This is a genomic window from Kitasatospora sp. NPDC015120 (assembly GCF_043080305.1).
Classification (GTDB): domain Bacteria; phylum Actinomycetota; class Actinomycetes; order Streptomycetales; family Streptomycetaceae; genus Kitasatospora.
This window is the reverse complement of the sequence record NZ_JBIBVJ010000001.1, coordinates 364,511-390,144: the sequence shown is the minus strand read 5'-3', so window position 1 is coordinate 390,144 and position 25,634 is coordinate 364,511. Positions and strand designations below refer to the sequence as shown.

Below are 25,634 nucleotides of genomic sequence, written 5' to 3'. Positions count from 1 at the left end.
GTGCGGCCGGGTGGGCTCCGGGCACCGAGCCGCTCCGCGAACCAGCCCGCCCAGGGGTCACCGCCGTGCCGCCCACCGCTCGACCGGGGTGCGGCCGCCCGGCTCGCCCTGCCGTGCGGCCGCGGGCAGCCTCCGTTCCGGCGCCCCTCGACGATCCCGGCAGAGTTCCAGGATCGCGGGCCGGGAGACCCGTCCGGCGTGCCGCGTCGCCCGGATGTCCAGCATCGCGCGGTGCACGAGGACCGCCGCCGGCCACTGCCATCCGCCTTCGCGGACGGCGGCGGTGGACGGCGGGCCCGGCGTCCGTCCCCCGACCAGGCCGGACCAGGGGAACCGCCGGGGCGCCGGTGCCGCGGCGGCGGCCGTGGCCGCCGTCCCCGCCTCGCTCAGGTGCCCGCTCCCGCCTCGAACCCGGCCGCCGGCACCTCGTCCAGCGCCAGGAGGATCCTCGGCGCCGGCCGGTCCCCCTCGGGCGGCCCGGGCCGGCGCGGGACCGGGACGTCCAGGGCCGCGCGCAGCCGCCTGCCCGACGGTTCCACCTCCAGCCGCAGCAGCCGGCAGCAGGAGAGGCCGTACCCGTGCACGGCCGTCTCCGTCAGCGGCCCCCTCACCGGGTGGAACTCCCCGCCGTGCCCCCGGCCGGTCCGGCGGTCGTCCGGTTCCGGCGCCGGCGCAGCGCACGATCGGCGCACGGTCGAAGGTCCGGCCGCCGGCCGCCGCCCGCGCGATCCGGGCGATCGAACGGTCGAGCAGGGCCGCGTAGGCGTGCAGTGCGGGCGCTCGGGCCTGCCCGGGGAGGCCGGTTCCCGGGAGGTCAGGCCTTCCGTGCGGCGGCCAGGATCTTGGCCGTGGTGTGCAGGAACCGCGAGGTCACCGAGCCCCGGTAGGACTTCCCGAAGAGCGCACCGCTGGTGACCCACTTGCCGTCCTTGAGGTGCACCACGACGTATGCGGTACCGGAGTCGGCGCCGATCACCTCGTAGTCGCCCTTCGGCGAGGTGTACGGGAGCGGGAAGTCGGCGGGCAGCGGCTCGGAGAGGAAGTTCACCGTGAGCCGTACGTCCGGGGTGACCTCGACGCCCGCGAAGGGCTCGGCGTCCAGCACCGCCTGGACCTCGTCCGCCGTGCGCAGCAGCACCGGCACCGGGTAGCCCAGCTGCTCCTCCAGGTGGCGCTCGATCCGCCGGGTCAGCGCGGCCCGGCCCGCCGCATCGGTGGCTCCGGCGGTGAAGAAGACGTTGCCGCTCTGGATGTAGGAGCCGACGCGCTCCAGACCAAGCTCGCCGAACAGCGCGCGCAGGCGCTCCATCTTCACCGTCCGGCCGCCGACGTTCACGGCCCGCAGGAAGGCGATGTAGGTGGTGGTGCTGGTGCTGGGGGTCACCGGACCAGTGTGGCACCGGGCACCGGCACCGGACAGCGGCTGTCGGTGCCCGGTGCCACACTGATGCCATGGTCACCTGGCAGGACTTCGAGCACGAGGCACCGGACCTGGCCCCCGTCGTGCGGGCCCGCTTCGAGGCCAACAGACACCACGTCCTGGCGACCCTCCGCAAGGACGGCTCGCCCCGGGTGAGCGGCACCGAGGTGGAGTTCCTCGGGGCCGACCTGATGCTCGGGTCGATGGACGGCGCGGTCAAGGCGCAGGACCTCCGCCGCGACCCCCGCTTCGCGCTGCACAGCAATCCGAGTGACGAGACGCTGGCCGACGGCGACGCCAAGGTGTCCGGCCGGGCCGTCGAACTCACCGACGCGGCGGACCGCGCCGCCTACGAGGCCGAGCTGCCCGAGCCGCCGCCCGGCCCGTACCAGGCCTTCCGGCTGGAGCTGGAGCAGGTCGTGCTGACCACCGTCGAGGGCGACGCGGTGCGGATCAGCTCCTGGCGCCCGGGCGAGCCGGTGCAGCACTTCGAACGCCGCTGACGCGGACGCCGCCGGGGCCGGCACCCCGTCGGGCCGGAACCCCGGCAGGCCTTGACCCCGGCAGGCCTGGACCTACGACAGGACGGACTTGAGCGCCTCGGGGGTGCGGGCGACCACCGCGTGCCCGTCGTCCGCGGTGATGATCGGGCGCTGGATCAGGATCGGGTGCTCGGCCATCGCCGCGAGCCAGCGCGCCCGGTCGCCCGCCTCCCGGCCCCACTGCTTCATGCCGAGGTCCTTGGCCGCCTGCTCGTCGGTCCGGGCGATGTCCCACGGCTCCAGGCCCAGCCGCTCCAGCACCTGCTCCAGCTCGGCGACGCTCGGCGGGTCCTCCAGGTAACGCCGCACGGTGTACGTGAGGCCCGCGCCCTCCAGTTCCTTCAGCGCGCTACGGCACTTCCCGCAACGCGGGTTGATCCAGATCTCCATCCCACCACCCTACCGACCGTCGCCACCCGGCCCCGGCGTCCTCGCCGTGCGCCGCTGCGGCCGGGCCACGGTCGCCCGCTGCGCGCCGGTCCGCCGCTCCCCGGGAACTCCCTTCCGTCCACCAACAGTTGTCAGTCCGGGAGTCGGATCCACGGAGGGGATGGCCGGATGGACGGCGCGTCGATCATCGAGCAGCTCATGACCACCGAGGGGCGGTTCGACCCCTATCCGCTGTACGCGCGGGCGCACGAGCTCGGCCCGGCCGCTCCGGCCGGGCCCGGGGCGGTCCTGGTGGTCGGCCACGCCGCCGTCAACCAGGTGCTGCGCGACCCCGCCTTCGCGCTGGAGGACCCCCACGCCCTCGCCGCCGACCAGGCGGAACTGCTCGCCCACCCCTCCATCGGGCTGTTCGGGCGCTCGATCCTCCAGCGCAACGCGCCCGACCACGGCCGGGTCCGCTCGCTCATCGCCTCGGCCTTCAACGCCCGCCGGGTGGCCGCCCTGCGGCCGGCGATCGAGGCCACGGTGGTCCGGCTGCTCGACGAACTGGCCGGCCGCGGTGCCGACGGCTCGCCGGTGGACTTCATGGACGCCTTCGCCTTCCGCCTCCCGGTCGAGGTGATCTGCGAGCTGCTCGGGGTTCCCGCCGCCGACCGCGACCGCTTCCGCGGCCTCGCCTCGGACCTCACCATCGCCCTGGAACTCATCCAGGACTTCGGCGAGCTGGCCGCCGCCGACACCGCGGCCGTGGAACTCGCCGCCTACTTCGAGGAGTTGACCGCCGAGCGGCTGGCCCGTCCGACCGGGGACCTGGTCAGCGACCTGGCCCGGATCGCCGCAGAGTCCCCGGACCGGATCTCCGGCGAGGAACTGCTGAGCAACCTCGTCCTGCTCCTGGTGGCCGGCTTCGAGACCACCACCAACCTCCTCGGCAACGGCCTCGCCCTGCTGTTCCGCCACCCGGAGGCCGCCGAGGGCCTGCGCACCGGCGCGCTCGACCCCTCGCTCTTCACCGACGAGGTGCTGCGCTACGACTCGCCGGTCCAGGTGACCTCCCGGGTCGCCACCGCCCCCGGACTCGCGGTGGCCGGTCTGCCGACCCCGACCGGCACCGTGGTGTTCGCCCTGCTGGGCGCCGCCAACCACGACCCGGCCCGCTACCCCTGCCCGGACCGCTTCGACCCCACCCGCACCGACAGCCAGCCGCTCAGCTTCGGCGGCGGCGCGCACTTCTGCCTCGGCAGCCAACTCGCCCGCCTGGAGGCCGGCATCGCCGTCCCCGCGCTCCTCGACCGCTTCCCACGGCTGGCTCCCGGCGGCGTCCCCGTCCGCCGCGACCGCCTCGTCCTGCGCGGCTACGAGACCCTGCCCGTCACGATCCGCTGACCGTCGCGAGCCCGTCCCACGCCATCAGGTTGGCGAACAGCACGGCCTGCTCCCGGGCGTCGTCGAGGGCGTGGTGGGTGTGGGGGAGGCCGGGGAGCAGTTCCGCCGGCATGGAGCGCTTGCCGATCCCGGCGAACGGCACGCCCGCGCGCGCCGCGTACAGCGTCTTGATGTCCAGGCAGCCCGAGTGGCCGAAGGGGCTGGAGCCGGTGAACCGGACCAGGTACCAGTGGAGGAACTGCCAGTCGTAGACGGCGGGATAGCCCACCATCACCGGCCGGTACCGCCGTCCGTCCGGTCCGGTGCGCACCTGGTCCAGCCAGCGGGTGAACCGGCCCATGGCGAGCGCCGGATCGGTGCCGTCGGCGAGCAGTGCCGCGCGGTCCAGCCCCGAGACGGCCAGTGCCTCGGGCACCCACGTGTCGGAGACGGGCCGCAGCTCCTGGTAGAAGCCCGGCGCCCGGCCGTCCGGGGGCGACGGCCGGAAGCCGTCCGCGTCGTGCCACCCGGCGACCACCGCGCCGAAGCTCACCATCGAGTAGGGGCCGGGGATCGGACCGTCCGCCTCGACGTCCACCGACACGTACACCGTCGGCGTGACCTTGGGCGCCGCCCCGCTCCTCGTTGCCATGCGCCGAGTCTGGCGGCCCGGACGCCACACCGGCCACCGGGTTTCGCCGGGCCCGCCCCGCACCCGGGCCCGGCGGATCCGTCCGCGACCGTGAACCAGCAGCCGCGGCAGGGAGACGGAACGCCGCTTCCGCCGGTCGGCGGGGTGCCGGCCGGCGGAAGCGGCGAGAGGCCGGCCTGCGTTCCCGCAGGTACGACCAGGCCCCTCTACAGGTCGTAGTAGAGCTCGAACTCGTGCGGGTGGGGGCGGAGGGCGATGGGGGCGATCTCCTGGGTGCGCTTGAAGTCGATCCAGGTCTCGATGAGGTCCGGGGTGAAGACGTTGCCGGCGAGCAGGTACTCGTGGTCGGCTTCGAGGGCTTCCAGGACGGCGGGGAGGGAGGACGGGACCTGGGGGACGTTGGCGTGGTCCTCGGGGGCCAGTTCGTAGAGGTCCTTGTCGACCGGCTCCAGGGGCTCGATCTTGTTCTTGATGCCGTCCAGGCCCGCCATCAGCATGGCGGCGAAGGCCAGGTACGGGTTGGAGGAGGGGTCGGGGGCGCGGAACTCGATGCGCTTGGCCTTGGCGTTGGAGCCGGTGATGGGGATGCGGATCGCGGCGGAGCGGTTGCGCTGGGAGTAGACCAGGTTGACCGGGGCCTCGAAGCCGGGGACCAGGCGGTGGTAGGAGTTCACCGAGGGGTTGGTGAAGGCGAGCAGCGACGGGGCGTGCTTGAGCAGGCCGCCGATGTAGTAGCGGGCCGTGTCGGAGAGGCCCGCGTAGCCCTGCTCGTCGTAGAAGAGCGGCGAGCCCTCGGTCCACAGCGACTGGTGGACGTGCATGCCCGAGCCGTTGTCGCCGAAGATCGGCTTCGGCATGAAGGTGGCCGTCTTGCCGTTGCGCCAGGCGACGTTCTTGATGATGTACTTGAACAGCATCAGGTCGTCGGCGGCGTGCAGCAGGGTGTTGAACCGGTAGTTGATCTCCGCCTGGCCGGCCGTGCCGACCTCGTGGTGCTGGCGCTCGACCTCCAGGCCGGCCCGGGCCAGCTCCAGGGACATCTCCGCGCGCAGGTCGGCGAAGTGGTCGACCGGCGGGACGGGGAAGTAGCCGCCCTTGTACTTGACCTTGTAGCCGCGGACGTCGCCCTCGGTGGAGCCGCTGTTCCAGGCGCCGGCCTCGGAGTCGATGTGGTAGTAGGAGGCGTTGGCGCTGGTGTCGAACCGGACCGAGTCGAAGACGTAGAACTCGGCCTCGGGGCCGAAGAACGCGGTGTCCGCGATGCCGGAGGAGGCGAGGTAGGCCTCGGCCTTCTTGGCGACGTTGCGCGGGTCGCGGCTGTAGGCCTCGCCGGTCACCGGGTCCTGGATGAAGAAGTTGATATTGAGGTGCTTCTCCTGGCGGAACGGGTCGAGCCGGGCGGTGGCGAGGTCGGGGACCAGGGCCATGTCGGACTCGTGGATGGCCTGGAAGCCGCGGATCGACGAACCGTCGAACATCAGGACCTCGGACGGGTCGAACGTCGCCGCGGGTACGGAGAAGTGCTGCAAGACGCCCGGCAGGTCGCAGAAGCGGACGTCGACGAACTTCACGTCGTTGTCCTGGATGAACTGCTTCACTTCGGCGGCGTTGTTGAACATCCATCCTCCTCGGTGTTGCGAATGGGGCTCACCCTAGGAACGGGCCGTTTCCGGCCGGTGACCCACTCGTTTCCTGAATGTTAACCGCCCTCGCCGGGCGGGCGGCAAAGCCGTACGGGGCTGGACAAAACGCCCCGCCGCGCCAGGTGGAGTCGCTGTAGTGGACTAGACCACCAGTGGGAGGAGCGGAAAGCCGGTGAGGGCCGATTCACTCTCCGGTGGCGGGCCCGGCGGGGGAGGCGGTGGCCGTCCCCGGCGTTCGCCCGGTTAGTGTGGATTCGTGGACACCAGAGAAGCGTTGGGATCGTGGATCGACGGCCCGAAGGCGGCCGCCGAGAAGATGGGTGCCGACTTCGGGTACCGCGGTGAGCGCCTCGGACTGCCCAAGGAGGGCCCCGGCTCGATCGCAGGCCCCGGCCGCCGGATGGGCGCGCTGTTCGTCGACGGCTGGCTGGTCGCCCTCGTCGCCTACGGGCTGATCGGCAAGGGCTCGGCGTCCTCGGCGAACATGTGGACCACCCCGCTGTTCTTCGCCGTCACCGTGCTGCTGCTCGCCACCACCGGGACGACCGTCGGCAAGCGGCTGTTCGGGCTGCGGGTCGTCCGCCTGGACGGCAGCCGGGCGACCATCCCCCAGGTGATGCTGCGCACCCTGCTGCTCTGCCTGCTGGTGCCGGCGCTGGTCTGGGACCGGGACACCCGGGGGCTGCACGACAAGGCGGTCGGCACGGTCGAGGTCCGGATCTGAGCGGACGCCCGGCGCGCCGGGGCGCACGGCAGGGCCGGAGCGAACGTCGAGCCGGAGAACGTCGAACGGCCCCGCCGCGGAGCTTCCGCGGCGGGGCCGTTCTCGTGCTGTCGACGGGGGAGGGGCTCAGCGGACCTGGCCGCCCTTGGGCATCCGGGCGCCCTTGGGCATCGGGCCCTTGGGGATGGGCGCCTTGGAGAGCAGGTCGCCCAGCGCGCGCAGGCGGTCGTTGGTCTCGGTGACCTGGGCGGGCGTGATGGCGCGCGGCAGACGCATCAGGTGGATCTGCAGCTTCTTGAGCGGGACCTCGCCCTCGCCGTTGCCCACCACGATGTCGTGCACCGGCACGTCGCCGACGACCCGGGCCATCTTCTTCTTCTCCGACGCGAGCAGCTGGCGGACCCGGTTCGGGTTGCCCTCACCGATCAGCGCGATGCCGGCCCGGCCCACGGCGCGGTAGACCGCGTCCTGGCTGCGGGTCACGGCCACCGGGGTGGAGTTGGCACTCCAGCCGCGCCGGATGTTGTTCAGCACCGCCGCGACGGCGCCCGGCTGCCCCTCCATCTGCCCGAACGCGGCGCGCTCGGCCCGGCGCCCGAAGACGATCGCCATGGCCAGGAAGGCCACGATGAAGCCCAGGATGCCCAGGTAGACGGGGTGCTCGATCGCGAAGCCGATGGCGAGGAACACGCCGAAGGTCAGCAGGCCGACGCCGGCGATGATCAGGCCGATCTTGGTGTCGACCTTCTTGGTCATGGTGTACGCCAGGCGGATCTGCTTCAGCCGCCCGGGGTTCTCGGATGTTTCCCTCGCCATAACGCTCATGGTACGTGGCGTGGGTACGGGATATCCAAGCCCGGGTGCCCGTTCGCCCCGAACCGTGACCCGTGTGCCCCTACGGAAGCGGCTGCCGGCGCCCCGGCCGGCCCGCCGGCCGGCCCGTCGACGGCCCGGTCGCAGGGCCGCTCGCGGGACCGTTCGCCGCCCCCGGGGCCTGCGCGTCGTGCCGGCGGTCGGCCGCGTGGCGGCGGTTCTCGCACACCGCCGCCCAGGCGTTGTGCCGGGCCCGTCGCTGTCCGCCGGACAGCAGGACGCTCTCGGCGAACCGCAGCGCGACGCCCACCGACCGGATCCGCATCTCCATGCCGAACAGCTCCCCTCGCGGCCGCGGCCGTGGCTGAGAAGAATCGAACAATCGCGACGAGTCCATCATCACCACCCCGTGTTACCAGTCCGTGACCTGGCAGTCAAAGCGGAGTGAACGCGGAAGGGCGGAGCCGAGGCTCCGCCCTTCCGCATGGCTCGAATGCGCCGAACGCGTTCAACGCGCTCGAAGCCGCTCAGGTGCGCGCACCCGCGGCCGCGCGGCCCGCGCTCAGACCGAGGCCTGCTCGCGGCGCTCCAGCGCCTGCCGGTACAGCCGCCCGGCGCGGTACGACGAGCGGACCAGCGGACCGGACATCACACCGGCGAAGCCGAGCTCCTCGGCCTCCTCCTGCAGCTCGACGAACTCCTGCGGCTTGACCCACCGCTCCACCGGGTGGTGGCGCAGCGAGGGGCGCAGGTACTGGGTGATGGTGATCAGCTCGCAGCCGGCGCCGACCAGGTCGGCCAGCGCCTGGCTGACCTCCTCGCGGGTCTCGCCCATGCCCAGGATCAGGTTGGACTTGGTGACCAGCCCGGCGGCGCGCGCCTGGGTGATGACGTCCAGCGAGCGCTCGTAGCGGAAGGCGGGGCGGATCCGCTTGAAGATCCGCGGCACCGTCTCGACGTTGTGCGCCAGTACCTCGGGGCGGGACGAGAAGACCTCGGCCAGCTGCTCCGGCACCGCGTTGAAGTCCGGGATCAGCAGCTCGACGCCGGTGCGGCCGCCCTCGCGGCCGGCGGTCATCGCGTGCACCTGGCGCACGGTCTCGGCGTACAGCCAGGCGCCGCCGTCCGGCAGGTCGTCACGGGCGACACCGGTGATGGTGGCGTAGTTCAGGTCCATGGTGACGATGGACTCGGCGACGCGGCGCGGCTCGTCCCGGTCGAACTCGGCGGGCTTGCCGGTGTCGATCTGGCAGAAGTCGCAGCGGCGGGTGCACTGGTCGCCGCCGATGAGGAAGGTCGCCTCGCGGTCCTCCCAGCATTCGAAGATGTTGGGGCAGCCGGCCTCCTGGCAGACCGTGTGCAGCCCCTCCTTCTTCACCAGCGACTGGAGGGCGTTGTACTCCGGGCCCATCTTCGCGCGGGTCTTGATCCACTCGGGCTTCCGCTCGATGGGGGTCTCGCTGTTGCGGACCTCCAGGCGGAGAAGCTTCCTGCCGTCGGGTGCGACAGCGGACACGTGCGACTCCTAGAACTAGACGGGGTACCCCCAGGGTACGCCTGTGCTTGTACGGCCTTGGTCGGGGCTGCGGCCCCGCAATCGCAGGGCAACAGGGCTACCGGTGGGTAGATTCCCGGGATCCGTCCGGGGCGGCGGGCCTCAGCGGCCGGGGGCCGGCTCCGGGAGCTCGGCGAGCACCTCGGCCAGGTGCTTCTCGACCAGCGGCAGCGCCTCGGAGACGGTGAGGTCCCGGCCCAGCTCGCCGGCCAGCGAGGCGACCCCGGCGTCCCGGATGCCGCAGGGCACGATCTTGTCGAACCAGGTCATGTCCGGGTCGCAGTTCAGCGCGAAGCCGTGCATGGTCACCCCGCGCGCGACCCGGACGCCGATCGCGGCCAGCTTGCGGTCGTCGCCGCGCTGCCCGGCGTTGGACGGCGCGTACTCGGGCCCGGCCAGCCGCGGATCGATGCCCAGCGGCAGGCCCATCCGCAGGGTGAGCTTGCCGATGTCGACCACCTGGTCCGGGTCCACCACCGCGTCCGGGATGGACCGGCCCAGCACCCAGACGCCGCTGCGGCCCTCGACCCGGGTGGTCTCCACGCCGAACGCCCCGGCGGCCCGGATCAGCGCCTCCTCCAGCCGCCGCACGTACGCGATCACGTCGATCGGGTCCGGCAGCTTGACGATCGGGTAGCCGACCAGCTGGCCGGGGCCGTGCCAGGTGATCTCGCCGCCCCGGTTGACCTCCACCACGGGGGTGCCGTCCAGGGGAAGGTCGGCGGGGTTGGTGCGCTTGCCCATGGTGTACACGGGCTGGTGCTCCAGCAGCAGCACGGTGTCCGGGATCTCGTCCGCGACCCGCAGGGCGTGCAGCCGCTGCTGCTCCTCCCAGGCCTCCTGGTACGGGACGGCGCCCTCACCGATGCCCATGCGTATGAACCGCACGTTCTCGCTCACCGCTGCTCCTTGCCAGGCGTTCGAGACCAACCTCGCCACTGTACGCCCGGGGCGTCACGAACCGGACAGCAGCTGGAGCCGCAGCGCCAGCTGGAGCTCCAGGGAGCGCTCCGGGCCGTTCCAGTCCCGGCCGAGCAGCACCTCGACCCGGTCCAGCCGCTGCACCACGGTGTTCACGTGGACGTGGAGCTCGTCCTTGGCCCGGGTCAGGCTGCCGCCGCAGTCGAAGTACGCGCGCAGGGTGCGGACCAGCTCGGTGCCGCGCCGGGCGTCGTACTCCAGCAGCGGGCCCAGCGTCCCGCGGACGAAGCCCGCCACGTCGTGGCCGTCGCCGAGCAGCACCCCCAGGAAGCCGAGCGCCCGTGCCGAGGCGCCCTCGCCGGACCGGCCGAGCACCCGCAGCGCCCGGACGCAGCGCAGCCCCTCGGCGTACGCGGCGGCCAGCGCCACCGGTCCGGCGGCGGGACGGCCGGCGCCGACCGTGACCGGGAATCCGGCCAGCCGGGCCAGCCGCTCGGCGGCCCGTCCGGCCGCCCGCTGCGCGCCGTCCCCGGGGTCGTCCGCGCCCTCGGCGCCCTGGGCGCCGTCCTCGTCCGGGACCAGCAGCACCACCGCCTCGCCGTGCTCCGCGCTGATGCCCCGCGAGCCGAACAGGTACCGCCCGGCGGCGCCCGCCAGCCGGGAGCGGGCGCCGCTGTCCCGGGCGTCGCCCGGTTCCGCGACCAGCACCAGGTGCGGGCGGCCGAGGTCCACGCCCAGCCGGCGGCCGCGCGCGGTCAGCCCGGCCGGGTCCCGGTCGGGGGCGGTGAGCAGGTCGGCCAGCAGCTCGCCGCGCACCCGGTTCTCGGCCTCGGCGACCGAGCGCCGCAGCAGCAGGAGCAGCGCGGTCACCACACCGGCCCGCTCGAACAGCCGGCGGTCGGCGTCGTCGAGGTCGGGGCGGCCGCGCAGCACCAGGGTGCCGAGCTGCTCCTGCCCGGCCAGCACCGCGCAGACCCAGGCCCCGCCGTGGCGCACCGCGCGCCCCTCGGCCCGGGACGCGGCCGCCGCCTCGGCCAGCCCGGTGCCCGGCGCGCCGGCCCGTCCGGCGAGCGGCTCGCCCTCGGCGTCCAGAACGGCTATCTCGCCGCCGAGCAGGGCGGCCACCGCCGCGGCGACGTCCGGCACCTCGGCCCCGCGCAGCACCAGGTCGGTGAGCCGGTCGTGGCCCTGTTCGGCGCGCTGGACGGCGGCGGAGTGGGCGCGGATCAGCTCGTTGGCGCTGTTCAGCTCGGCGAGCGCGGCCCGGGTGTCGGCGAGCGACCTGGCGGTGTCCAGCGCGATCGCGGCATGCGCGGCCAGCGAGCAGAGCAGCGCGACCTCGTCGGGGGAGAACGCGCGCGGCGAGCGGTCGGCGGCGAACAGCACGCCGATCACCCGCCCGCCGAGCAGCAGCGGGACGCCGATGATCGCCACCAGGCCCTCGTCGAGCACGCCCGCGTCGATGGTGCCGGTGTGGTGGAACCGCTCGTCGGCGCGGTAGTCGGGGGTGGCGTACGGGCGGGCGGTCTGCGCGACCAGGCCGCCGAGGCCGTCGCCGAGGCTGAGCCGCAGGGTCTGGAAGAGCACCGAGACCGAGCCGTCGGTGACCCGCATGTAGGTGTCGCCGGCGCCCTCGTCCGGGAGGGTCAGATAGGCGGTGTCGGTGCCGAGCAGCATCCGGGCCCGGCGGACGATCGCCTGCAGCACGGCGTCGAGGTCCCGGGAGGCGGCGAGGTCGCCGGCGGTGTCGAACAGCGCCGTCAGCTCGGCCTCCCGGCGCCGGTGCTGGCGCATCGTGCGGTGGACCCGCAGCGCCTGCCAGGTGGCGTCGTCGATCTCGCTCAGCACGGCGGCCGGCGCGCCCTGCCGGCGGGCGTCGGCGAGCACGTCGGCGAAGTCCTCGGTGGCGGCACCGGAGGCGAGCAGGTCCAGCAGGCGGCGGAGCGCGGGCGCCGAGCTGGTGGGGAGGTCGTTCATGGCGTGGCCGCCCATCGACAGGGGGTGTACGTGCTCCGGGGAGGGAAGCGAGATCGTAGCTGCTCGGCCCGGCCGGTCGTCGGCGGCCGGCGCGCACGCGGTGGTGCGCGCGGCCGCCGGACGCCCCGTCAGGCGGTGGCCGCCTTCCCGGCCGCCGGTGCCGCCGCTCCCGCGCCCCGCTCCGCGTCCGCGCGCTGCTCCGGCGTCTGCCCCGGCGTCTGCTCCGATGCCTGCTCCGGTGCCTCCTCCGCCTCCGCCAGGTCGTGCCCGCGGGTCTCCCGCGCGCAGAGCACCGCCAGCACCGTGACGGCCGCCGCGATCGCCACGTACACCGAGATCGGGGTGGAGCTGCCGTAGTCCTTCAGCAGCGCGGTGGCGATCAGCGGGGCGGGGGCGCCGGCCGCCACCGAGGCGAACTGGGCCCCGATCGAGGCGCCGGAGTAGCGCAACCGGGTGGCGAACAGCTCGGAGAAGAAGGCGGCCTGGGGGGCGTACATCGCGCTGTGGAAGACCAGTCCGACGGTCACCGCGAGCACCAGCGACCCGAACGACGCGGTGTCGATCATCCCGAAGAAGACGAACGCCCACACCCCGACGCCGACCGCGCCCACCAGGTACACCGGCTTGCGCCCGACCCGGTCGGAGAGCGCGCCGAAGAGCGGGATCAGCGCGAACTGGACGGCCGAGGCGATCAGGACGGCGTTCAGCGCGGTCTGCTTGGGGAGGTGCACGTGCGAGACGGCGTAGGCCAGGACGAAGGTGGTCATCACGTAGTAGGAGATGTTCTCCGCCATCCGGGCGCCCATCGCGACCAGCACCTCCCGCCAGTGGTGCCGCAACACCCCCACCAGCGGCGGCTGCTCGGCCTTCCCGCGCCGCTCCGCCCGGGCCAGCGCCTCCTTGAACAGCGGCGACTCGTCCACCGCCAGCCGGATCCACATCCCGACCCCGACCAGCACCGCGGACAGCAGGAACGGCACCCGCCACCCCCAGGCCAGGAACGCCGCGTCCGACTGCAGGCTCGTCATCAGCGACAGCACTCCGGCCGCCAGCAGATTGCCGGCCGGTGCACCGCCCTGCGGCCAGGATGCCCAGAAGCCGCGCCGCCGGGCGTCCCCGTGCTCCGACACCAGCAGCACGGCGCCGCCCCACTCCCCGCCGAGCGCGAACCCCTGCACCAGCCGCAGCGTGGTCAGCAGCACCGGGGCGGCCACCCCGATCGAGTCGTACGTCGGCAGGCAGCCGATCAGCGTGGTCGACCCGCCCATCAGCAGCAGGCTCACCACGAGCAGCCGCTTGCGCCCCACCCGGTCCCCGAAGTGGCCGAACACCAGGGCGCCGAGCGGCCGCGCCGCGAAGCCGATCGCATAGGTGAGGAAGGACAGCAGCGTCCCGGTGAGCGGATCGCTGGTCGGGAAGAACAGCTTCCCGAACACCAGCGCCGCGGCCGTTCCGTAGAGGAAGTAGTCGTACCACTCGATGGTGGTACCGATCAGACTCGCTGCCACGACGCGGGGCAGCGAGCTCCTGCTCGCGCGGTCCGATGGGTCCGGGGCGGTGGCCGTCATGGCTCATCACTTCCAGGCTCGGGGGAGGGTGTTGGCACACGGTAGGAAGCGCGAGGGATCGGCACTATGTGACCGGCCGCCACATCCGTAGGTACGGGCATGGGGGTGGGAGCCATGCGGCCGGCGGTCGTCCGGGCGCCGTCGGACCGGACCGGGGGGCCGGCGGGGGCGGTGGGGCCGGTGGGTCGGCGTGCTGTCCGCGGTCGGGAGGGGCGGCGATCCGGGGGTCGCTCTGCTGTGTGGCGACCCCCCACAGCACCCCGCTGAACTGTGGTGTTGCCCGCCATCGCGCCGTCGGCGCGGCCGTCGGCCGGCGGACGCCCTCGAAGCCAAACCCACCCTGAGGTGTCTTCCCCACAATGGGCGCGGATGCTTCACCCGTTCGGAGGATTGCTCGGTCAGAACCACCCATAGCGCCCGAATGCTCGCTACATTCACGCCGATTCCCGACAGGGGGCGTCGCCACAGGCAGCCGAACCGCTGGTGGAGCCGGTGCGGCGTCCGAGAGGTGTTGACTGACTATGCCCCAAAGGCCTGCAACCGACAGCCCGGCGTACGGACCGCTCGACCCGCTCGACCAGCACCGAGGTCCGGTCGGCCGGGCCCTTCCGGACGCCCCCGACGCCCCGGCCGCCGCCGCCGACCTGCGGCTGCCCGAGCAGGCCACACCCGCCGACCGGCACGCGGCCGCCGACCGGCCCGTGCCGCCCGAGCGCCACGCACCGCCCGAGCGCCACGCACCCGAGCGGCACCAGCCGTCCGGCGCCACCCAGAACCTCCAGCTCGCCGCGCTGATCGAGGAGGCCGGCTTCTCGCACGCCGGCCTGGCCCGCCGGGTCGACCAGCTCGGCCTGGAGCACGGCCTCGACCTGCGCTACGACAAGACCTCCGTCACCCGCTGGCTCCGCGGCCAGCAGCCCCGCGGCGCCACCCCGGCGCTGATCGCCGAGGTGTTCACCCGGCGGCTCGGCCGCCGGCTCACCGCGCAGGACCTCGGCCTGGACGCCTGCGCCCCGGTCTACGCCGGCCTGGAGTTCGCCGAGACGCCGCAGGAGGCGGTGGACATCGTGGCGAGCATGTGGCGCAAGGACAACGGGCCGCAGTCCGAGCTGCGCCGGATCGCCTTCACCCCGGCCGGCCTGGTGGTGCCCAGCCGCGACTGGCTGATCGGCCGCACCGACGAGCGGGTCGCCAGGGACGGCTCCACCCTGGTGCGGCCCGACCCCGCGGCCGGTGCGCCGCTGCCCGCCGGACCGCCCGGCGCGCCCGCCGGCCCCGGACCGCGCGGCCCGGCCGCGGCCGCCGCCCCGGGCACCCGGACCGGCACCGGCGCCGCCGCGCAGGCCGGCGCCGCCGCGCTCGGCGCCCGGGTGCCCACCCAGAGCCGCCGCCCGCCGATCGCCGTCGAGCCGCCGTACCACGACGCCGGCCGCGAGCAGCGCCCCGCGCTGCGCGTCGGCCGCGGCGACATCGCCGCCATCCGCGCCGTCGGCGACCTCTTCCGCGCGCTGGACCACGCCTACGGCGGCGGCCACGCCCGCCAGGCGCTGGTCCGCTACCTGGAGAGCGAGGCCGAGCCGATGCTGCGCGGCCGCTACGGCGAGCAGATCGGCCGCGCCCTGTTCGGCGCCGTCGCCGACCTCACCCGGCTGGCCGGCTGGACGTCCTTCGACATCGCCGCGCACGGTCTGGCCCAGCGCTACTTCGTCCAGGCGCTGCGGCTCTCCCAGGCCGCCGGGGACCGCGCGCTCGGCGGCTACGTCCTGGTGACGATGAGCCAGCAGGCCGTGCACCTCGGGCACGGCCGGGAGGCGGTCCAGCTGGCCCGGGTCGCCCAGCAGGGCGTGGGCCCGGCGGTGCCGCCGACCGTGCAGGCGCTGCTGCACGCCGCCGAGGCGCGCGGGCACGGCCTGCTCGGCGACGTCCGCTCCTGCACCACCGCGCTGGTGCGGGCCGAACGGGCGCTGGCGGCCGCCCGGACCGGGGACGACCTGCCGTCCTGGGCGCGGTTCTTCGACGAGGCGCAGCTCTCCGACGAGTTCGCGCACTGCTACCGGGACCTCCAGCAGTGGCGGACGGCCGCCCAGCACGCCGAGAAGTCGCTGCGGCTGCGCTCGCCCGCGTACGCCCGCAGCCGGATCTTCTGCCGGCTGGTGCTGGCCACCGCCCGGCTCGGCATGGGCGACCTCGACGAGGCCTGTGGCATGGCGACCGACGCGCTGCGGGCGGCGGGGGAGATGCGGTCGGCCCGGTCGCTGGAGTACGTGCGCGACTTCCACCGCCGGCTCACCCCGTACCGGGGCAGCCCGGTCGCCCGCGCGTTCGAGGAGACGGCCCGCCAGGCGGGGGTGATCTGACCGGCCCGAGGACCACCGGCTCCCGGCGTTCACCCGCGGCCGGCCGCCCCCGACGGCGGCCGGCGGCCGGACGCCCCAGTGCAGCCGCTGCGCGGTCAGCGCGAACAGCACCACCGCGAGCCGGCCCGCCCCGGACAGGCCGAGCGCGGTCAGGTCGCGCCGCCCCCGGCCCGGCGGGGAGCGAGCAGGGCTGGCGGGCGGCCCGCGCAGGGCCGGCAGCAGGAGCAGGAGGACCGGGGCGAGCAGCGCGTCCGGGCCGAGGTCCGTACCGCCGACCACGAAGGAACACCGGGGCGAGGAAGCCGGAGCCGATGCCGATGCCCTCCGGCGCGCCGGGCAGCATGTCCGGCTCCGGCCGGAGTGCTGCGGCGACCAGGGCGGCGAGCAGCGGGATCACGGTGCGCACGGCGAACCGGCCGGAGGTGCGCAGGGTGCACAGGGTGCGCCGGATCAGCCCGGTCATCCGGGCGGGCGCGGGGGGCACCGGCCACCACGACGGCGGTGATCACCGCGAAGGCCGCCGGACGACGGCGGTGCGCGCCGGAGTGTCGCCGCTGAGCAGCACGGCCACGGCGAGGACCGGGCCGAACCCACCGACCGCGCCGGTGGCCACGACCAGCGCGCCGAACCCGGTGGGCAGCTCACCGGAGCCGCGCAGCACCGACAGGACGGGGCCGGGCGAGGCCGGTCCCGTGTCAGGGCAGGACCACCGGCACGGCCAGGCCGAACGGGGAGAGCGCGCGTCGACCGGGGCGTCGGCGTGCGCCCGGCCCAGGACGTCGGGGCCGAGCAGGACGCGGCGGTCCCATCGGCAGAGCGGCACGCGGCCCGTCGCCGGTCCGTCTCCGGCCGTCGCCGGTCCGGCGGCCGGACCGCGTGCCCCGTCGTGGCGGGCCGTCAGGCCGCCGCCGCCTCCCGTGCGGCGGCCGGCAGCCCGAGGTCGCGCACCACGGCCTCGGCCGCGCGCCGTCCGGAGACCAGCGCCCCCTGCACGCTGCTGGTGTCCCGGTGGTCGCCGCAGACGTACAGCCCGGCCAGCAGCCGCACCGGGCGCCGGGTGTTGTGCGGCGGCGGCATGGCCGGCACCGCGTCCGGCAGGTGGCGCACGCTGAGGAACTGCCAGCCGTCGGCCGGGGTGCCGTAGAGCTCCGCCAGCCGTCCGCGCACGGCGGGCTCCAGCGCGGCGGGCCCGCCGGAGTCGAAGCTGCGGCGGCCGAGCACGGTGGTGGCGATCAGCGCCTGCCCGGGCGGGGCGTACGAGGGGTGCAGCTCGCTGAGCACCAGCGAGTGGGAGACCAGCGACGGTCGCCCGCCCGGCCGGTCGCCGTCCAGCAGCAGGGCGGCCTCGCCGAGCGGGGCCCGGTCGGCCGCGTGGTAGAAGGTGGTGACGGGGTGGAAGTCCGGCAACCGCAGTCCGGGCAGCAGCTCCGCCGCGGAGCGGGGGTCGGTCGCGACGACCACCGCCTGCGCGCCGATCCGCCCGTGGCCGGCGGTCTCCACGCCGTCCGCCGCGATCGCGGTGACCCGCACTCCGGGGCGGACGGTGCCGGGGGGAAGGCCGGCGGCCAGCTGGGCCGGCACGGCCTCGATCCCCCCGGCGGGCAGACAGAGCCGGCCGCGCGCGTAGCAGCGCAGCACCAGGTCGGCGACCCGGCTGCTGGTGCCCAGGGCGGGATCGCTGAGCAGGGCGCCGAGCAGCGGGCGCAGCAGGCCGTCGACGGTCCGCGGGGCGAGCCCGCGTTCGCCGAGCGCCCGGGCGGCGGTGGTCTCCGGCCGGGCCGTCAGCCGGGCGGGCGGGGTGGCGGCGAGCCGGTTGAGCCAGCCGCCGAGGCGCGCCTTGTCCAGCGGGCTGCCCAGCGGCGCCCGGGCGGCGGCCTGCCGGGCGGTGGTCAGCTGCGGGTCCCCGACCCGGTACCGGCGCCCGCCGTGGTGCACCAGGACGCCCGGGGTGAGCGGGCGCAGGTCGAGGCGGTCGAGGTCGAGCACGCGGCGCGGCTCGGGGAAGGCGGTGTTCAGCAGGTGGCTGCCGTGGTCGAGGCGGAAGCCGTCCAGTTCGTGGGAGGCGGCGCGGCCGCCGATGCGGTCCGCGGCCTCCAGGACCTGGACGGCGAGGCCGCGGCCGGTGAGCACGCGGGCGGCGGCGAGGCCCGCGAGGCCGGCTCCCACCACGACGACGTCCGGATCGGACTGTCGGCGGGTGCGGCGGATGAAGTCGTACGTGGGCACGGGGGGCTCCCTCCCTGGTCCCGGATGTTTCGGGCCGGCGCAGGCAGCGGGGTGCTGGGACACGGTCCGACCGGTGTGATGCCCCGTCAGTGCGGCGGTCAGACAGTCCCACCGGGCCGGATCGGGGGCGGGGAAGGGGAGGGCTCGCATCCAGTGGGGGCGCCGTCACGGACTGTGCGCCGATCCGGCCGCGATGCCGCCCGGCGGGCGCGCACGGTCACCGGGGGCGTGCAACGCGCCTGTCCCGTGCTCCCGTGCGCCCCCTGCCGGAGCCCCTCGCGGCGGTTGCCCGGCCTCCGCCCGGCATATGCCCCTGGCCAGGGTGAACGTCGTAGCGCGGCTAGTAGCGCGGCTACGCGAAGGGCCGGGCGCGACCGCGCGCCCGGCCCCGCCGACCCCTCCTCAGAGCGCCGCCCGCACCGCCGAGTCGACGTCCGGGTGCGCGAACCGGAAGCCCGCGTCCAGCAGCCGGCGCGGCACCACCCGGTGGCTGCCGACCACCTCGACCGCCAGCTCGCCCAGGACGGCCTCCAGCACGGCCCTCGGCACCGGGAACGGCGTCGGCCGGTGCAGCGCCCGCCCGAGCGCGGTCGTCAGCTCGGCGTTGGTCACCGGCTCCGGCGCGGTCAGGTTGACCGGACCGACGAGGTCCTCCCGGTCGATCAGGAAGCGCAGCGCGGCGACCTCGTCGGCGAGCGAGATGAAGCTCCAGTACTGCCGGCCGTCGCCGAGCCGCCCGCCGAGGCCGAGCCGGAACAGCGGGAAGAGCCGCGCGCCCGCGCCGCCGGCCGCGGAGAGCACCAGCCCGGTGCGCGGGTGGATCACCCGGATCCCGGCCCGTTCGGCCGGTCCGGCGGCGGCCTCCCACTCCGTGCAGACCCCGGCCAGGAAGTCGTCCCCGGCGGGCGAGGACTCGTCGATCACCCGGTCCCCGGTCTGGCCGTAGTAGCCGACCGCCGAGGCGCTGACGAAGACCTTCGGCGGCTCGTCCAGCCCGGCCAGCGCGGCGGCCAGGGTCTCGGTGCCGAGCACCCGGCTCTCCCGGATCTCCCGCTTGTAGGACTCGCTCCAGCGGCGGTCGCCGACACCGGCGCCCGCGAGGTGCACCACCGCGTCGACGCCGGCCAGCCCGGCCCGGTCGACCTGGCCCAGCAGCGGGTTCCAGCCGATGGCGGTGGTGCCGTCCGGCCGCGGTCCGGTCTTCGAGCGGTGCCGGACCAGCCGCACCACCTGGTGCCCGTCCGCCAGCAGCGAGTCGACGAGGGCCGAGCCGATCAGTCCCGTGGATCCTGTGACCGCGATTCTCATGCGCCCATCCTCGCAGCCGCACGCCGGTCCGGGCGGGAACGCCCGCTCCGCCGGGTCCCGGGGCGGGGCGGTAATTCCGTGCGCGTCCGCGCCGCCGCTCGTTAGCATGCCCCGCATGCGCGAAACGGACCATCTGATCATCCGACCTGCCCGAGCCGAGGACGAGCAGGAGCTCGCCGTCCTCAACCGTGCCACCTGGACCCCGCTGGCCGACGTCGGCCAGCGGCCCGCCGAGGACGCGGGGGTGTTCGACGAGCGCCACACCCCGGACCAGTTCCACCTCGCCCTGCTCGACGGCCGGATCGTCGGTTACGTCCGGGTCGTCCCGGCGACCCCGCTGCTCAGCAACCAGCACGTGCGCCAGATCCAGGGCCTGGCCGTCGACGCCTCCGCCCGCGGCCGCGGCATCGGCGTCGCGCTGGTCGAGGAGGCCTGCCGGGTGGCCCGGGCCCAGGGCGCCCGGAAGATCAGCCTGCGGGTGCTCGGCCACAACGCCCCGGCCCGCGCGCTCTACGCGCGCTGCGGCTTCGTGGAGGAGGGCTCGCTCGCCGAGGAGTTCCTCATCGACGGTGCGTACGTCGACGACATCTGGATGGCCCGCCCGCTGGCCGGCTGAATCCCGGCGGGGCCCGCGGACCCGGGGCCGAGAATTGACGGGGCGTCAGGGCCGGTACACGGGTGGTGCAGAGTCGTGACAAACCCGGTCTGTCTGGAGCGTCACCCGGACGGGTACGGTCTTGCCGTGAGCAACTCGACGCCTCCCGGGTGGTACCCGGTTCCGGGTGCGGACGGCACGGCCGGTCATGAGCGCTGGTGGGACGGCACGGCCTGGACCAGTGACGTGCGCCCCGTCCAGGCGGGCGGCGGCCCGATTGCCGACGCCCCGACACAGGTCTCCTGGCAGAGCCCCGGCGGCCAGCCCGCCGCGTCCGCGCCGCCCTCCTACGGGTACGGCGCTCCGCAGCAGGGACAGCCCGGCTACGGCTACCCGGCGCAGAACCCGCCGGGCTACGGCTACCCGCCGGCCGCCTACCCGCCGCCCTCCCGGCCGAACCGGATCAAGACCGGCACGGCCGTCGGCATCGGGGTCGGGGTCCTGGCCGTGGTCGGCATCGTCGCCGCCATCGCGCTCAACAGCGGCGGCGACGGCCCGTCCGCCGACCCGAAGCCGGTGACCACCGTCACCGTCACCGACACCCCGAGCCCGACCGCCACGACTCCGGCCCCGACCACCACCAAACCGGTCTCGCCGCCGCCCACCACGCCGCCGCGCCCGTCCCCGGTGGTCAAGGACACCGTGGCGGACCCGCAGCACGCCATCACGGTGCCGGTCTTCGAGGGCTGGGAGGCGAGCACCGAGGGCTCGCACTCGACGGTCTTCCTCGGCACCGGCCAGTACACCTGCCCCGGCGGCGGCAACTGCATCCGCGGCCAGTTCTCGATCGAGAAGGACACCATCTCCGGCAGCACCGCCCGCGCGGCGGCCGAGGCGGCGATGCCGGCCTACGCGGCGGCGATCTTCACCAACATCACCTCGCACACCGACGCCGGCTCGTCCAGCACCACGGTGGCCGGCATCTCCGGCTACGCGGTGCGCTGGCACATCGTGACGGCGGACGGCAGCAAGGGCTACATCCTGATGGCGGCCGTCCCGGCCAAGGGCGGCGGCTACGTGGCCTTCGAGGGAGGGGTGGACGACGCCGCCGGAGCGCCCGACCCCACCGCCCTGGACCAGATCCTCAAGGGCATCAAGCAGGACACCGGCGCGGCGGGCGGCTCCACCACCTGAGCGGCCCGGCGCGCCGGGCGCCGTCAATCCCCGTACCGCTCCCAGAGCTTGGGGAACCGTTTCGCCATGACGTCCGGGTCGTCGAAGTCGAAGGCGGCTCCGGACGGCCGCGCGGGCTGCCGCCCGCCCACCTCGGGCAGCGGCAGCCCGGTCAGCTGCTCGTACGCCTCGTCGGCGGCGTAGCCGAGGTCCTCGGCCTCGCCGTCCTCCTCCTCGTCGAACTCCGGCAGCAGGTCGGCCAGGTCGTCCGGCTCGTGCAGGCCGCCCTCGAAGACCTCCCGGCCCTGGCCGATCAGCCAGCACCGGAAGTAGTCGAAGGAGTCCTCGGAGGCCCCGCCCAGCAGCAGGTACGCCGCGCCCCACAGGTCGTAGCGGTAGGCGCGCTGGAAGCGGGCCTCGAAGAGCCGGGCGAAGTCGATCACATCGTCCGGGGCCAGCTCGCCGAGCCGCTCCACCAGGCGGTCCGCCTGCTCGTCGGGGTCGCCCTCGGCGGCCTCCCGGGTCTCGTCGATGATCAGCCAGAAGTCGGTCTCGTCCATCACCGCTCCAGCATCCCTGTTCGGCCGCATGCGCGCATGCGAAGAACGGGTGAATCACCCGGAACCGCGCGAAAAACCCGCACCGGCGCGAAGCCCCTGCCCCGGCCCCGGCGCCCGTGACCGGTCCCGGACGCGCGGAACCCCGCGCCGTCCGGGGACGGTGCGGGGTTCCGGTGCTGCGGAGCGGACTCCCGGGGCCTTACAGGCCGAGCTCGACCTCGAACTCGCCGGCCTCCAGGATCTCCTTGACCGCCACCAGGTAGCGGGCGGCGTCGGCGCCGTCCACCAGGCGGTGGTCGTAGGAGAGCGACAGGTAGGTCATGTCACGGATGCCGATGGCGGTGCCGCCGTCGGACTCGATGACCACCGGGCGCTTGACGGTGGCGCCGATGCCCAGGATCGCGGCCTGGTTCGGCGGCACGATGACGGTGTCGAACAGCGCGCCGCGCGAACCGGTGTTGCTGATGGTGAAGGTGGCGCCGGACAGCTCGTCCGGGGTGATCTTGCTGTCGCGCACCTTGCCGGCCAGCTCGGCGGTCTTCTTGGAGATGCCGGCGATGTTGAGGTCGCCCGCCCCCTTGATGACCGGGGTCATCAGACCCTTCTCCGAGTCCACCGCGATACCGATGTTCTCGGTGTCGAAGTAGGTGATGGTGCCCTCGGCGTCGTTGATCCGGGCGTTGATGACCGCGTGGGCCTTCAGCGCCTGGGCGGCGGCCTTGACGAAGAACGGCATCGGGGAGAGCTTGACGCCCTCGCGGGCGAGGAAGCCGTCCTTGGCCTTGGCGCGCAGCGACATGATCCGGGTGACGTCCACCTCGACCACGCTGGTGAGCTGCGCCTGCTCGTGCAGGGCCTTCATCATGTTGTCGCCGATGACCTTGCGCATGCGGGTCATCTTGACCGTCTGGCCGCGCAGGGCGGACGGCGCGGCGGTGGCCTTCGGCGCGGCGGCGGCCGGAGCGGCGGCGGCCGGGGCCGGGGCCTGGGCGGCGGCCTTGGCGGCCTCGGCGGCGGCCAGGACGTCCTGCTTGCGGATGCGGCCGCCGACGCCGGTGCCGGCGACGGAGGACAGCTCGACGTTGTGCTCGGAGGCGAGCTTGCGCACCAGCGGGGTGACGTAGGCGTCACCGGCGTCGGCCACCGGAGCGGCCGGGGCCGGGGCGGCCGGAGCGGCCGCCGGAGCCGGAGCAGCCGGGGCAGCCGGAGCGGGGGCGGCCACCGGAGCCGGGGCGGCCACCGGGGCGGCCGGAGCGGCGGGGGCCGGGGCCGGAGCCGGAGCCGGAGCCGGGGCCGGGGCGACCGGAGCCGGCGCGGCGGCCGGAGCCTGCGCGACCGGGGCGGCCGGGGCCTGCGCGGCCGGGGCGGCGGCGACGGCACCGGCGGCACCGATCAGCGCGAGCTGGGCGCCGACCTCGGCCGTCTCGTCCTCGCCGACCAGGATCTTCACCAGCGTGCCGGCGACCGGCGACGGGATCTCGGTGTCGACCTTGTCGGTGGAGACCTCCAGCAGCGGCTCGTCGACCTCGACGGTGTCGCCCTCGGCCTTCAGCCAGCGGGTGACGGTGCCCTCGGTGACCGACTCGCCCAGCGCGGGCAGCAGCACCGGGGTGGCGTCGCCGGCCGGGGCGGCCGGAGCGGCGGCGGGGGCCGCCGGGGCCTCGGCGACCGGGGCCGGGGCGGCGGCCGGAGCCTCCGCGACCGGGGCCGGGGCGGCCGGGGCGGCCTCGGCGGCCGGGGCCGGCGCGGCGACCGGGGCGCCCGAGCCGTCGTCGATGATCGCCAGCTCGGCGCCGACCTCGACGGTCTCGTCCTCGCCGACCTTGATCGAGGCCAGAATGCCGGAGGCCGGGGCCGGGATCTCGGTGTCGACCTTGTCGGTGGAGACTTCGAGCAGCGGCTCGTCGACCTCCACGCGCTCACCCTCGGCCTTCAGCCAACGGGTGACGGTGCCCTCGGAAACGCTCTCGCCCAGCGCGGGCAGTGTTACTGAGACCGCCATGGTTTCAGCGACTCCTATCAAGTCTTGCGAACTGGAATGGGGGGTGGGGGGCGCGATCAGTCGTGCGCGTGCAGCGGCTTGCCGGCCAGCGCCAGGTGCGCCTCGCCGAGGGCCTCGGACTGGGTCGGGTGGGCGTGGATGAGCTGCGCGACCTCGGCCGGCAGGGCCTCCCAGTTGTAGATCAGCTGGGCCTCGCCGACCTGCTCGCCCATGCGGGCGCCGACCATGTGGACACCGACCACGGCGCCGTCCTTGACCTGGACGAGCTTGATCTCGCCGGCGGTCTTCAGGATCTTGCTCTTGCCGTTGCCGGCCAGGTTGTACTTGAGGGTGACGACCTTCTCCTTGCCGTACAGCTCGACGGCCTTGGCCTCGGAGATGCCGACGGAGGCCACCTCGGGGTTGGAGTAGGTCACGCGCGGGACGCCGTCGTAGTCGATCGGCACCGGCTTGAGGCCGGCCAGGCGCTCGGCGACCAGGATGCCCTCGGCGAAGCCGACGTGCGCCAGCTGCAGGGTCGGGGCGAGGTCACCGACGGCCGAGATGGTCGGCACGTTGGTGCGCATGTACTCGTCGACGAGGACGTAGCCGCGGTCCATCGCGACGCCGTTCTCCTCGTAGCCGAGGCCGGCCGAGACCGGGCCGCGGCCGATGGCGACGAGCAGCAGGTCGGCGTCGATCTGCTTGCCGTTCTCGGTGGAGACGCGCACACCGGTCTCGGTGTACTCGACGCCCGAGAAGCGGGCCTTCAGCTCGAACTTGATGCCGCGCTTGCGGAAGGCGCGCTCCAGCAGCTTGGAGGAGTTCTCGTCCTCCAGCGGGACCAGGTGCGGCAGGGCCTCGACGATGGTGACGTCGACGCCGAACGACTTCCAGACCGAGGCGAACTCGACGCCGATCACGCCGCCGCCGAGGATGACGGCCGACTTCGGGATGCGGTCGAGCTTGAGGGCGTGGTCCGAGGAGATGACGCGGTTGCCGTCGATCTCCAGGCCCGGGATCGAGCGCGGCACGGAACCGGTGGCCAGGACGATGTGGCGGCCCTCGATGCGCTGGCCGTTGACGTCCACCGAGGTCGGCGAGGAGAGCTTGCCCTCGCCCTGGACGAAGGTGACCTTGCGGGACGCCACCAGGCCCTGCAGACCCTTGTACAGGCCGGCGATGACGTCGTCCTTGTACTTGTGGACGCCGTTGATGTCGATGCCCTGGAAGGTGGCCAGCACGCCGAACTCGGCGGCCTCCTTCGTCTCGTCGGCGATCTCGGCCGCGTGCAGCAGGGCCTTGGTCGGGATGCAGCCGCGGTGCAGGCAGGTACCGCCAAGCTCACCCTTCTCGACCAGGGCGACGCTCAGGCCCAGCTGGGCGCCGCGGAGCGCCGCGGCGTAACCGCCGCTTCCGCCTCCGAGAATGACTACGTCGAAAACGGTGCTGGCGTCGTTCGCCACGTCACGTCCTCCATGCAATGGGGTGTGGATCGCCGGGCCGGTCGCGGTCCGGTGGGTCGGAAGCCTTTGTGGGGCGCCCAGTCGTGCCGGAAATACATCTTCGCACTTGTTCGCGGCAGCTGATGTCCGGGTCCGCTCCAGGGGTGTCCCGAGGGGTGGTCGCAGGGCTGGGAACACCCCGGACGGAGGGGCATCGTCGCAGCTCAGGGCCGGGTTGGCCGGGGTCGGCCCGACCGGTCGGCGGGCCGGCGGAGCCCCTGGTTCCGCACTGCGGAACAAAGTTTCGCCCGCAGCGAACAGGGGTGCGGTGGCCGCCCGGCGTCCCCTACCGACAGGTAACCGGCCCCCGGGAAGCCGGACGGGGCCCGGCGCGCCGTGCGCCGGACCCCGTCCCTCGG

General features: G+C 74.4%; 23 protein-coding genes. 6 read left to right on the top strand and 17 right to left on the bottom strand.

Going from position 1 to position 25,634, the window contains the following annotated elements; genetic code table 11:
• Positions 1-386: 386 nt before the first annotated feature.
• A complete protein-coding gene (locus ACF1AK_RS01715; RefSeq protein WP_391496772.1) occupies positions 387-584 on the bottom strand; it encodes a hypothetical protein in 198 nt (65 codons plus the stop codon).
• Positions 585-814: 230 nt separating this feature from the next.
• Complete coding sequence (locus ACF1AK_RS01710) at positions 815-1,384, bottom strand: DUF1697 domain-containing protein (protein ID WP_391496771.1); 570 nt, start codon at positions 1,382-1,384, stop codon at positions 815-817.
• A gap of 68 nt (positions 1,385-1,452) precedes the next feature.
• Here ACF1AK_RS01710 and ACF1AK_RS01705 point away from each other — a divergent pair, with 68 nt between their 5' ends.
• On the top strand, positions 1,453-1,923 hold the full coding sequence (locus ACF1AK_RS01705) for a pyridoxamine 5'-phosphate oxidase family protein (RefSeq protein ID WP_391496770.1): 471 nt from the start codon (positions 1,453-1,455) through the stop codon (positions 1,921-1,923).
• A gap of 72 nt (positions 1,924-1,995) precedes the next feature.
• On the opposite strand, the gene ACF1AK_RS01700 is transcribed toward ACF1AK_RS01705, so the two are convergent.
• A complete protein-coding gene (locus ACF1AK_RS01700; RefSeq protein ID WP_391496769.1) occupies positions 1,996-2,352 on the bottom strand; it encodes an arsenate reductase family protein in 357 nt (118 codons plus the stop codon).
• A gap of 168 nt (positions 2,353-2,520) precedes the next feature.
• Between ACF1AK_RS01700 and ACF1AK_RS01695 the strand changes: the two genes are divergently transcribed.
• Positions 2,521-3,738 (top strand): cytochrome P450, encoded by a 1,218-nt coding sequence (locus ACF1AK_RS01695; RefSeq protein WP_391496768.1) that lies wholly within the window; start codon positions 2,521-2,523, stop codon positions 3,736-3,738.
• On the opposite strand, the gene ACF1AK_RS01690 is transcribed toward ACF1AK_RS01695, so the two are convergent.
• Together ACF1AK_RS01690 and glnA are read right to left on the bottom strand one after the other, a co-directional pair.
• On the bottom strand, positions 3,725-4,369 hold the full coding sequence (locus tag ACF1AK_RS01690; protein WP_391496767.1) for an exonuclease: 645 nt from the start codon (positions 4,367-4,369) through the stop codon (positions 3,725-3,727). The genes ACF1AK_RS01695 and ACF1AK_RS01690 overlap by 14 nt on opposite strands.
• Before the next feature lie 206 nt (positions 4,370-4,575).
• Positions 4,576-5,988: a type I glutamate--ammonia ligase gene (gene glnA, locus ACF1AK_RS01685; RefSeq protein WP_391496766.1), complete on the bottom strand. Its 1,413-nt coding sequence runs from the start codon at positions 5,986-5,988 to the stop codon at positions 4,576-4,578.
• 280 nt (positions 5,989-6,268) lie between these two features.
• Between glnA and ACF1AK_RS01680 the strand changes: the two genes are divergently transcribed.
• On the top strand, positions 6,269-6,736 hold the full coding sequence (locus tag ACF1AK_RS01680; RefSeq protein WP_380296773.1) for an RDD family protein: 468 nt from the start codon (positions 6,269-6,271) through the stop codon (positions 6,734-6,736).
• 126 nt (positions 6,737-6,862) lie between these two features.
• On the opposite strand, the gene ACF1AK_RS01675 is transcribed toward ACF1AK_RS01680, so the two are convergent.
• The 6 genes from ACF1AK_RS01675 to ACF1AK_RS01650 form a co-directional block, all read right to left on the bottom strand.
• On the bottom strand, positions 6,863-7,552 hold the full coding sequence (locus tag ACF1AK_RS01675; RefSeq protein ID WP_380296774.1) for a DUF4191 domain-containing protein: 690 nt from the start codon (positions 7,550-7,552) through the stop codon (positions 6,863-6,865).
• Positions 7,553-7,631: 79 nt separating this feature from the next.
• Positions 7,632-7,880, bottom strand: coding sequence for a hypothetical protein (locus ACF1AK_RS01670; RefSeq protein ID WP_391496765.1), 249 nt, complete (start codon positions 7,878-7,880; stop codon positions 7,632-7,634).
• Between the two features lie 231 nt (positions 7,881-8,111).
• Entirely contained in the window at positions 8,112-9,065 is a 954-nt protein-coding gene (gene lipA / locus ACF1AK_RS01665; protein WP_344333782.1) for a lipoyl synthase, read from the bottom strand.
• Positions 9,066-9,206: 141 nt separating this feature from the next.
• On the bottom strand, positions 9,207-9,977 hold the full coding sequence (gene lipB / locus ACF1AK_RS01660) for a lipoyl(octanoyl) transferase LipB (RefSeq protein ID WP_391497338.1): 771 nt from the start codon (positions 9,975-9,977) through the stop codon (positions 9,207-9,209).
• 81 nt (positions 9,978-10,058) lie between these two features.
• Entirely contained in the window at positions 10,059-12,002 is a 1,944-nt protein-coding gene (locus ACF1AK_RS01655) for a helix-turn-helix domain-containing protein (RefSeq protein WP_391497337.1), read from the bottom strand.
• 128 nt (positions 12,003-12,130) lie between these two features.
• The gene (locus ACF1AK_RS01650; protein WP_391496764.1) at positions 12,131-13,570 is read right to left on the bottom strand and encodes an MFS transporter; all 1,440 of its coding nucleotides are present in this window, start codon (positions 13,568-13,570) and stop codon (positions 12,131-12,133) included.
• A gap of 521 nt (positions 13,571-14,091) precedes the next feature.
• On the opposite strand from ACF1AK_RS01650, the gene ACF1AK_RS01645 reads away from it, so the two are divergent.
• A complete protein-coding gene (locus ACF1AK_RS01645) occupies positions 14,092-15,927 on the top strand; it encodes a regulator (RefSeq protein ID WP_391496763.1) in 1,836 nt (611 codons plus the stop codon).
• A gap of 505 nt (positions 15,928-16,432) precedes the next feature.
• Here ACF1AK_RS01645 and ACF1AK_RS01640 read toward each other — a convergent pair.
• The 3 genes from ACF1AK_RS01640 to ACF1AK_RS01630 all read right to left on the bottom strand — a co-directional run bounded on the left by ACF1AK_RS01640 (position 16,433) and on the right by ACF1AK_RS01630 (position 19,461).
• Positions 16,433-16,750 (bottom strand): hypothetical protein, encoded by a 318-nt coding sequence (locus tag ACF1AK_RS01640; RefSeq protein ID WP_391496762.1) that lies wholly within the window; start codon positions 16,748-16,750, stop codon positions 16,433-16,435.
• 74 nt (positions 16,751-16,824) lie between these two features.
• A complete protein-coding gene (locus ACF1AK_RS01635) occupies positions 16,825-18,153 on the bottom strand; it encodes an NAD(P)/FAD-dependent oxidoreductase (RefSeq protein WP_391496761.1) in 1,329 nt (442 codons plus the stop codon).
• Positions 18,154-18,555: 402 nt separating this feature from the next.
• Positions 18,556-19,461: a TIGR01777 family oxidoreductase gene (locus ACF1AK_RS01630; protein ID WP_391496760.1), complete on the bottom strand. Its 906-nt coding sequence runs from the start codon at positions 19,459-19,461 to the stop codon at positions 18,556-18,558.
• A 115-nt stretch (positions 19,462-19,576) separates the two neighbouring features.
• Between ACF1AK_RS01630 and ACF1AK_RS01625 the strand changes: the two genes are divergently transcribed.
• Both ACF1AK_RS01625 and ACF1AK_RS01620 read left to right on the top strand, forming a co-directional pair.
• Complete coding sequence (locus tag ACF1AK_RS01625) at positions 19,577-20,077, top strand: GNAT family N-acetyltransferase (protein ID WP_391496759.1); 501 nt, start codon at positions 19,577-19,579, stop codon at positions 20,075-20,077.
• A 126-nt stretch (positions 20,078-20,203) separates the two neighbouring features.
• Positions 20,204-21,250, top strand: coding sequence for a DUF2510 domain-containing protein (locus ACF1AK_RS01620; RefSeq protein WP_391496758.1), 1,047 nt, complete (start codon positions 20,204-20,206; stop codon positions 21,248-21,250).
• A 23-nt stretch (positions 21,251-21,273) separates the two neighbouring features.
• Here ACF1AK_RS01620 and ACF1AK_RS01615 read toward each other — a convergent pair whose 3' ends face one another.
• From ACF1AK_RS01615 to lpdA, 3 genes are all read right to left on the bottom strand, one after another.
• Complete coding sequence (locus ACF1AK_RS01615; protein WP_391496757.1) at positions 21,274-21,789, bottom strand: DUF4240 domain-containing protein; 516 nt, start codon at positions 21,787-21,789, stop codon at positions 21,274-21,276.
• Positions 21,790-21,988: 199 nt separating this feature from the next.
• Positions 21,989-23,791 (bottom strand): 2-oxoglutarate dehydrogenase, E2 component, dihydrolipoamide succinyltransferase, encoded by a 1,803-nt coding sequence (gene sucB / locus ACF1AK_RS01610; protein ID WP_391496756.1) that lies wholly within the window; start codon positions 23,789-23,791, stop codon positions 21,989-21,991.
• Positions 23,792-23,847: 56 nt separating this feature from the next.
• The gene (gene lpdA, locus ACF1AK_RS01605; RefSeq protein WP_391496755.1) at positions 23,848-25,254 is read right to left on the bottom strand and encodes a dihydrolipoyl dehydrogenase; all 1,407 of its coding nucleotides are present in this window, start codon (positions 25,252-25,254) and stop codon (positions 23,848-23,850) included.
• Positions 25,255-25,634: the final 380 nt, after the last annotated feature.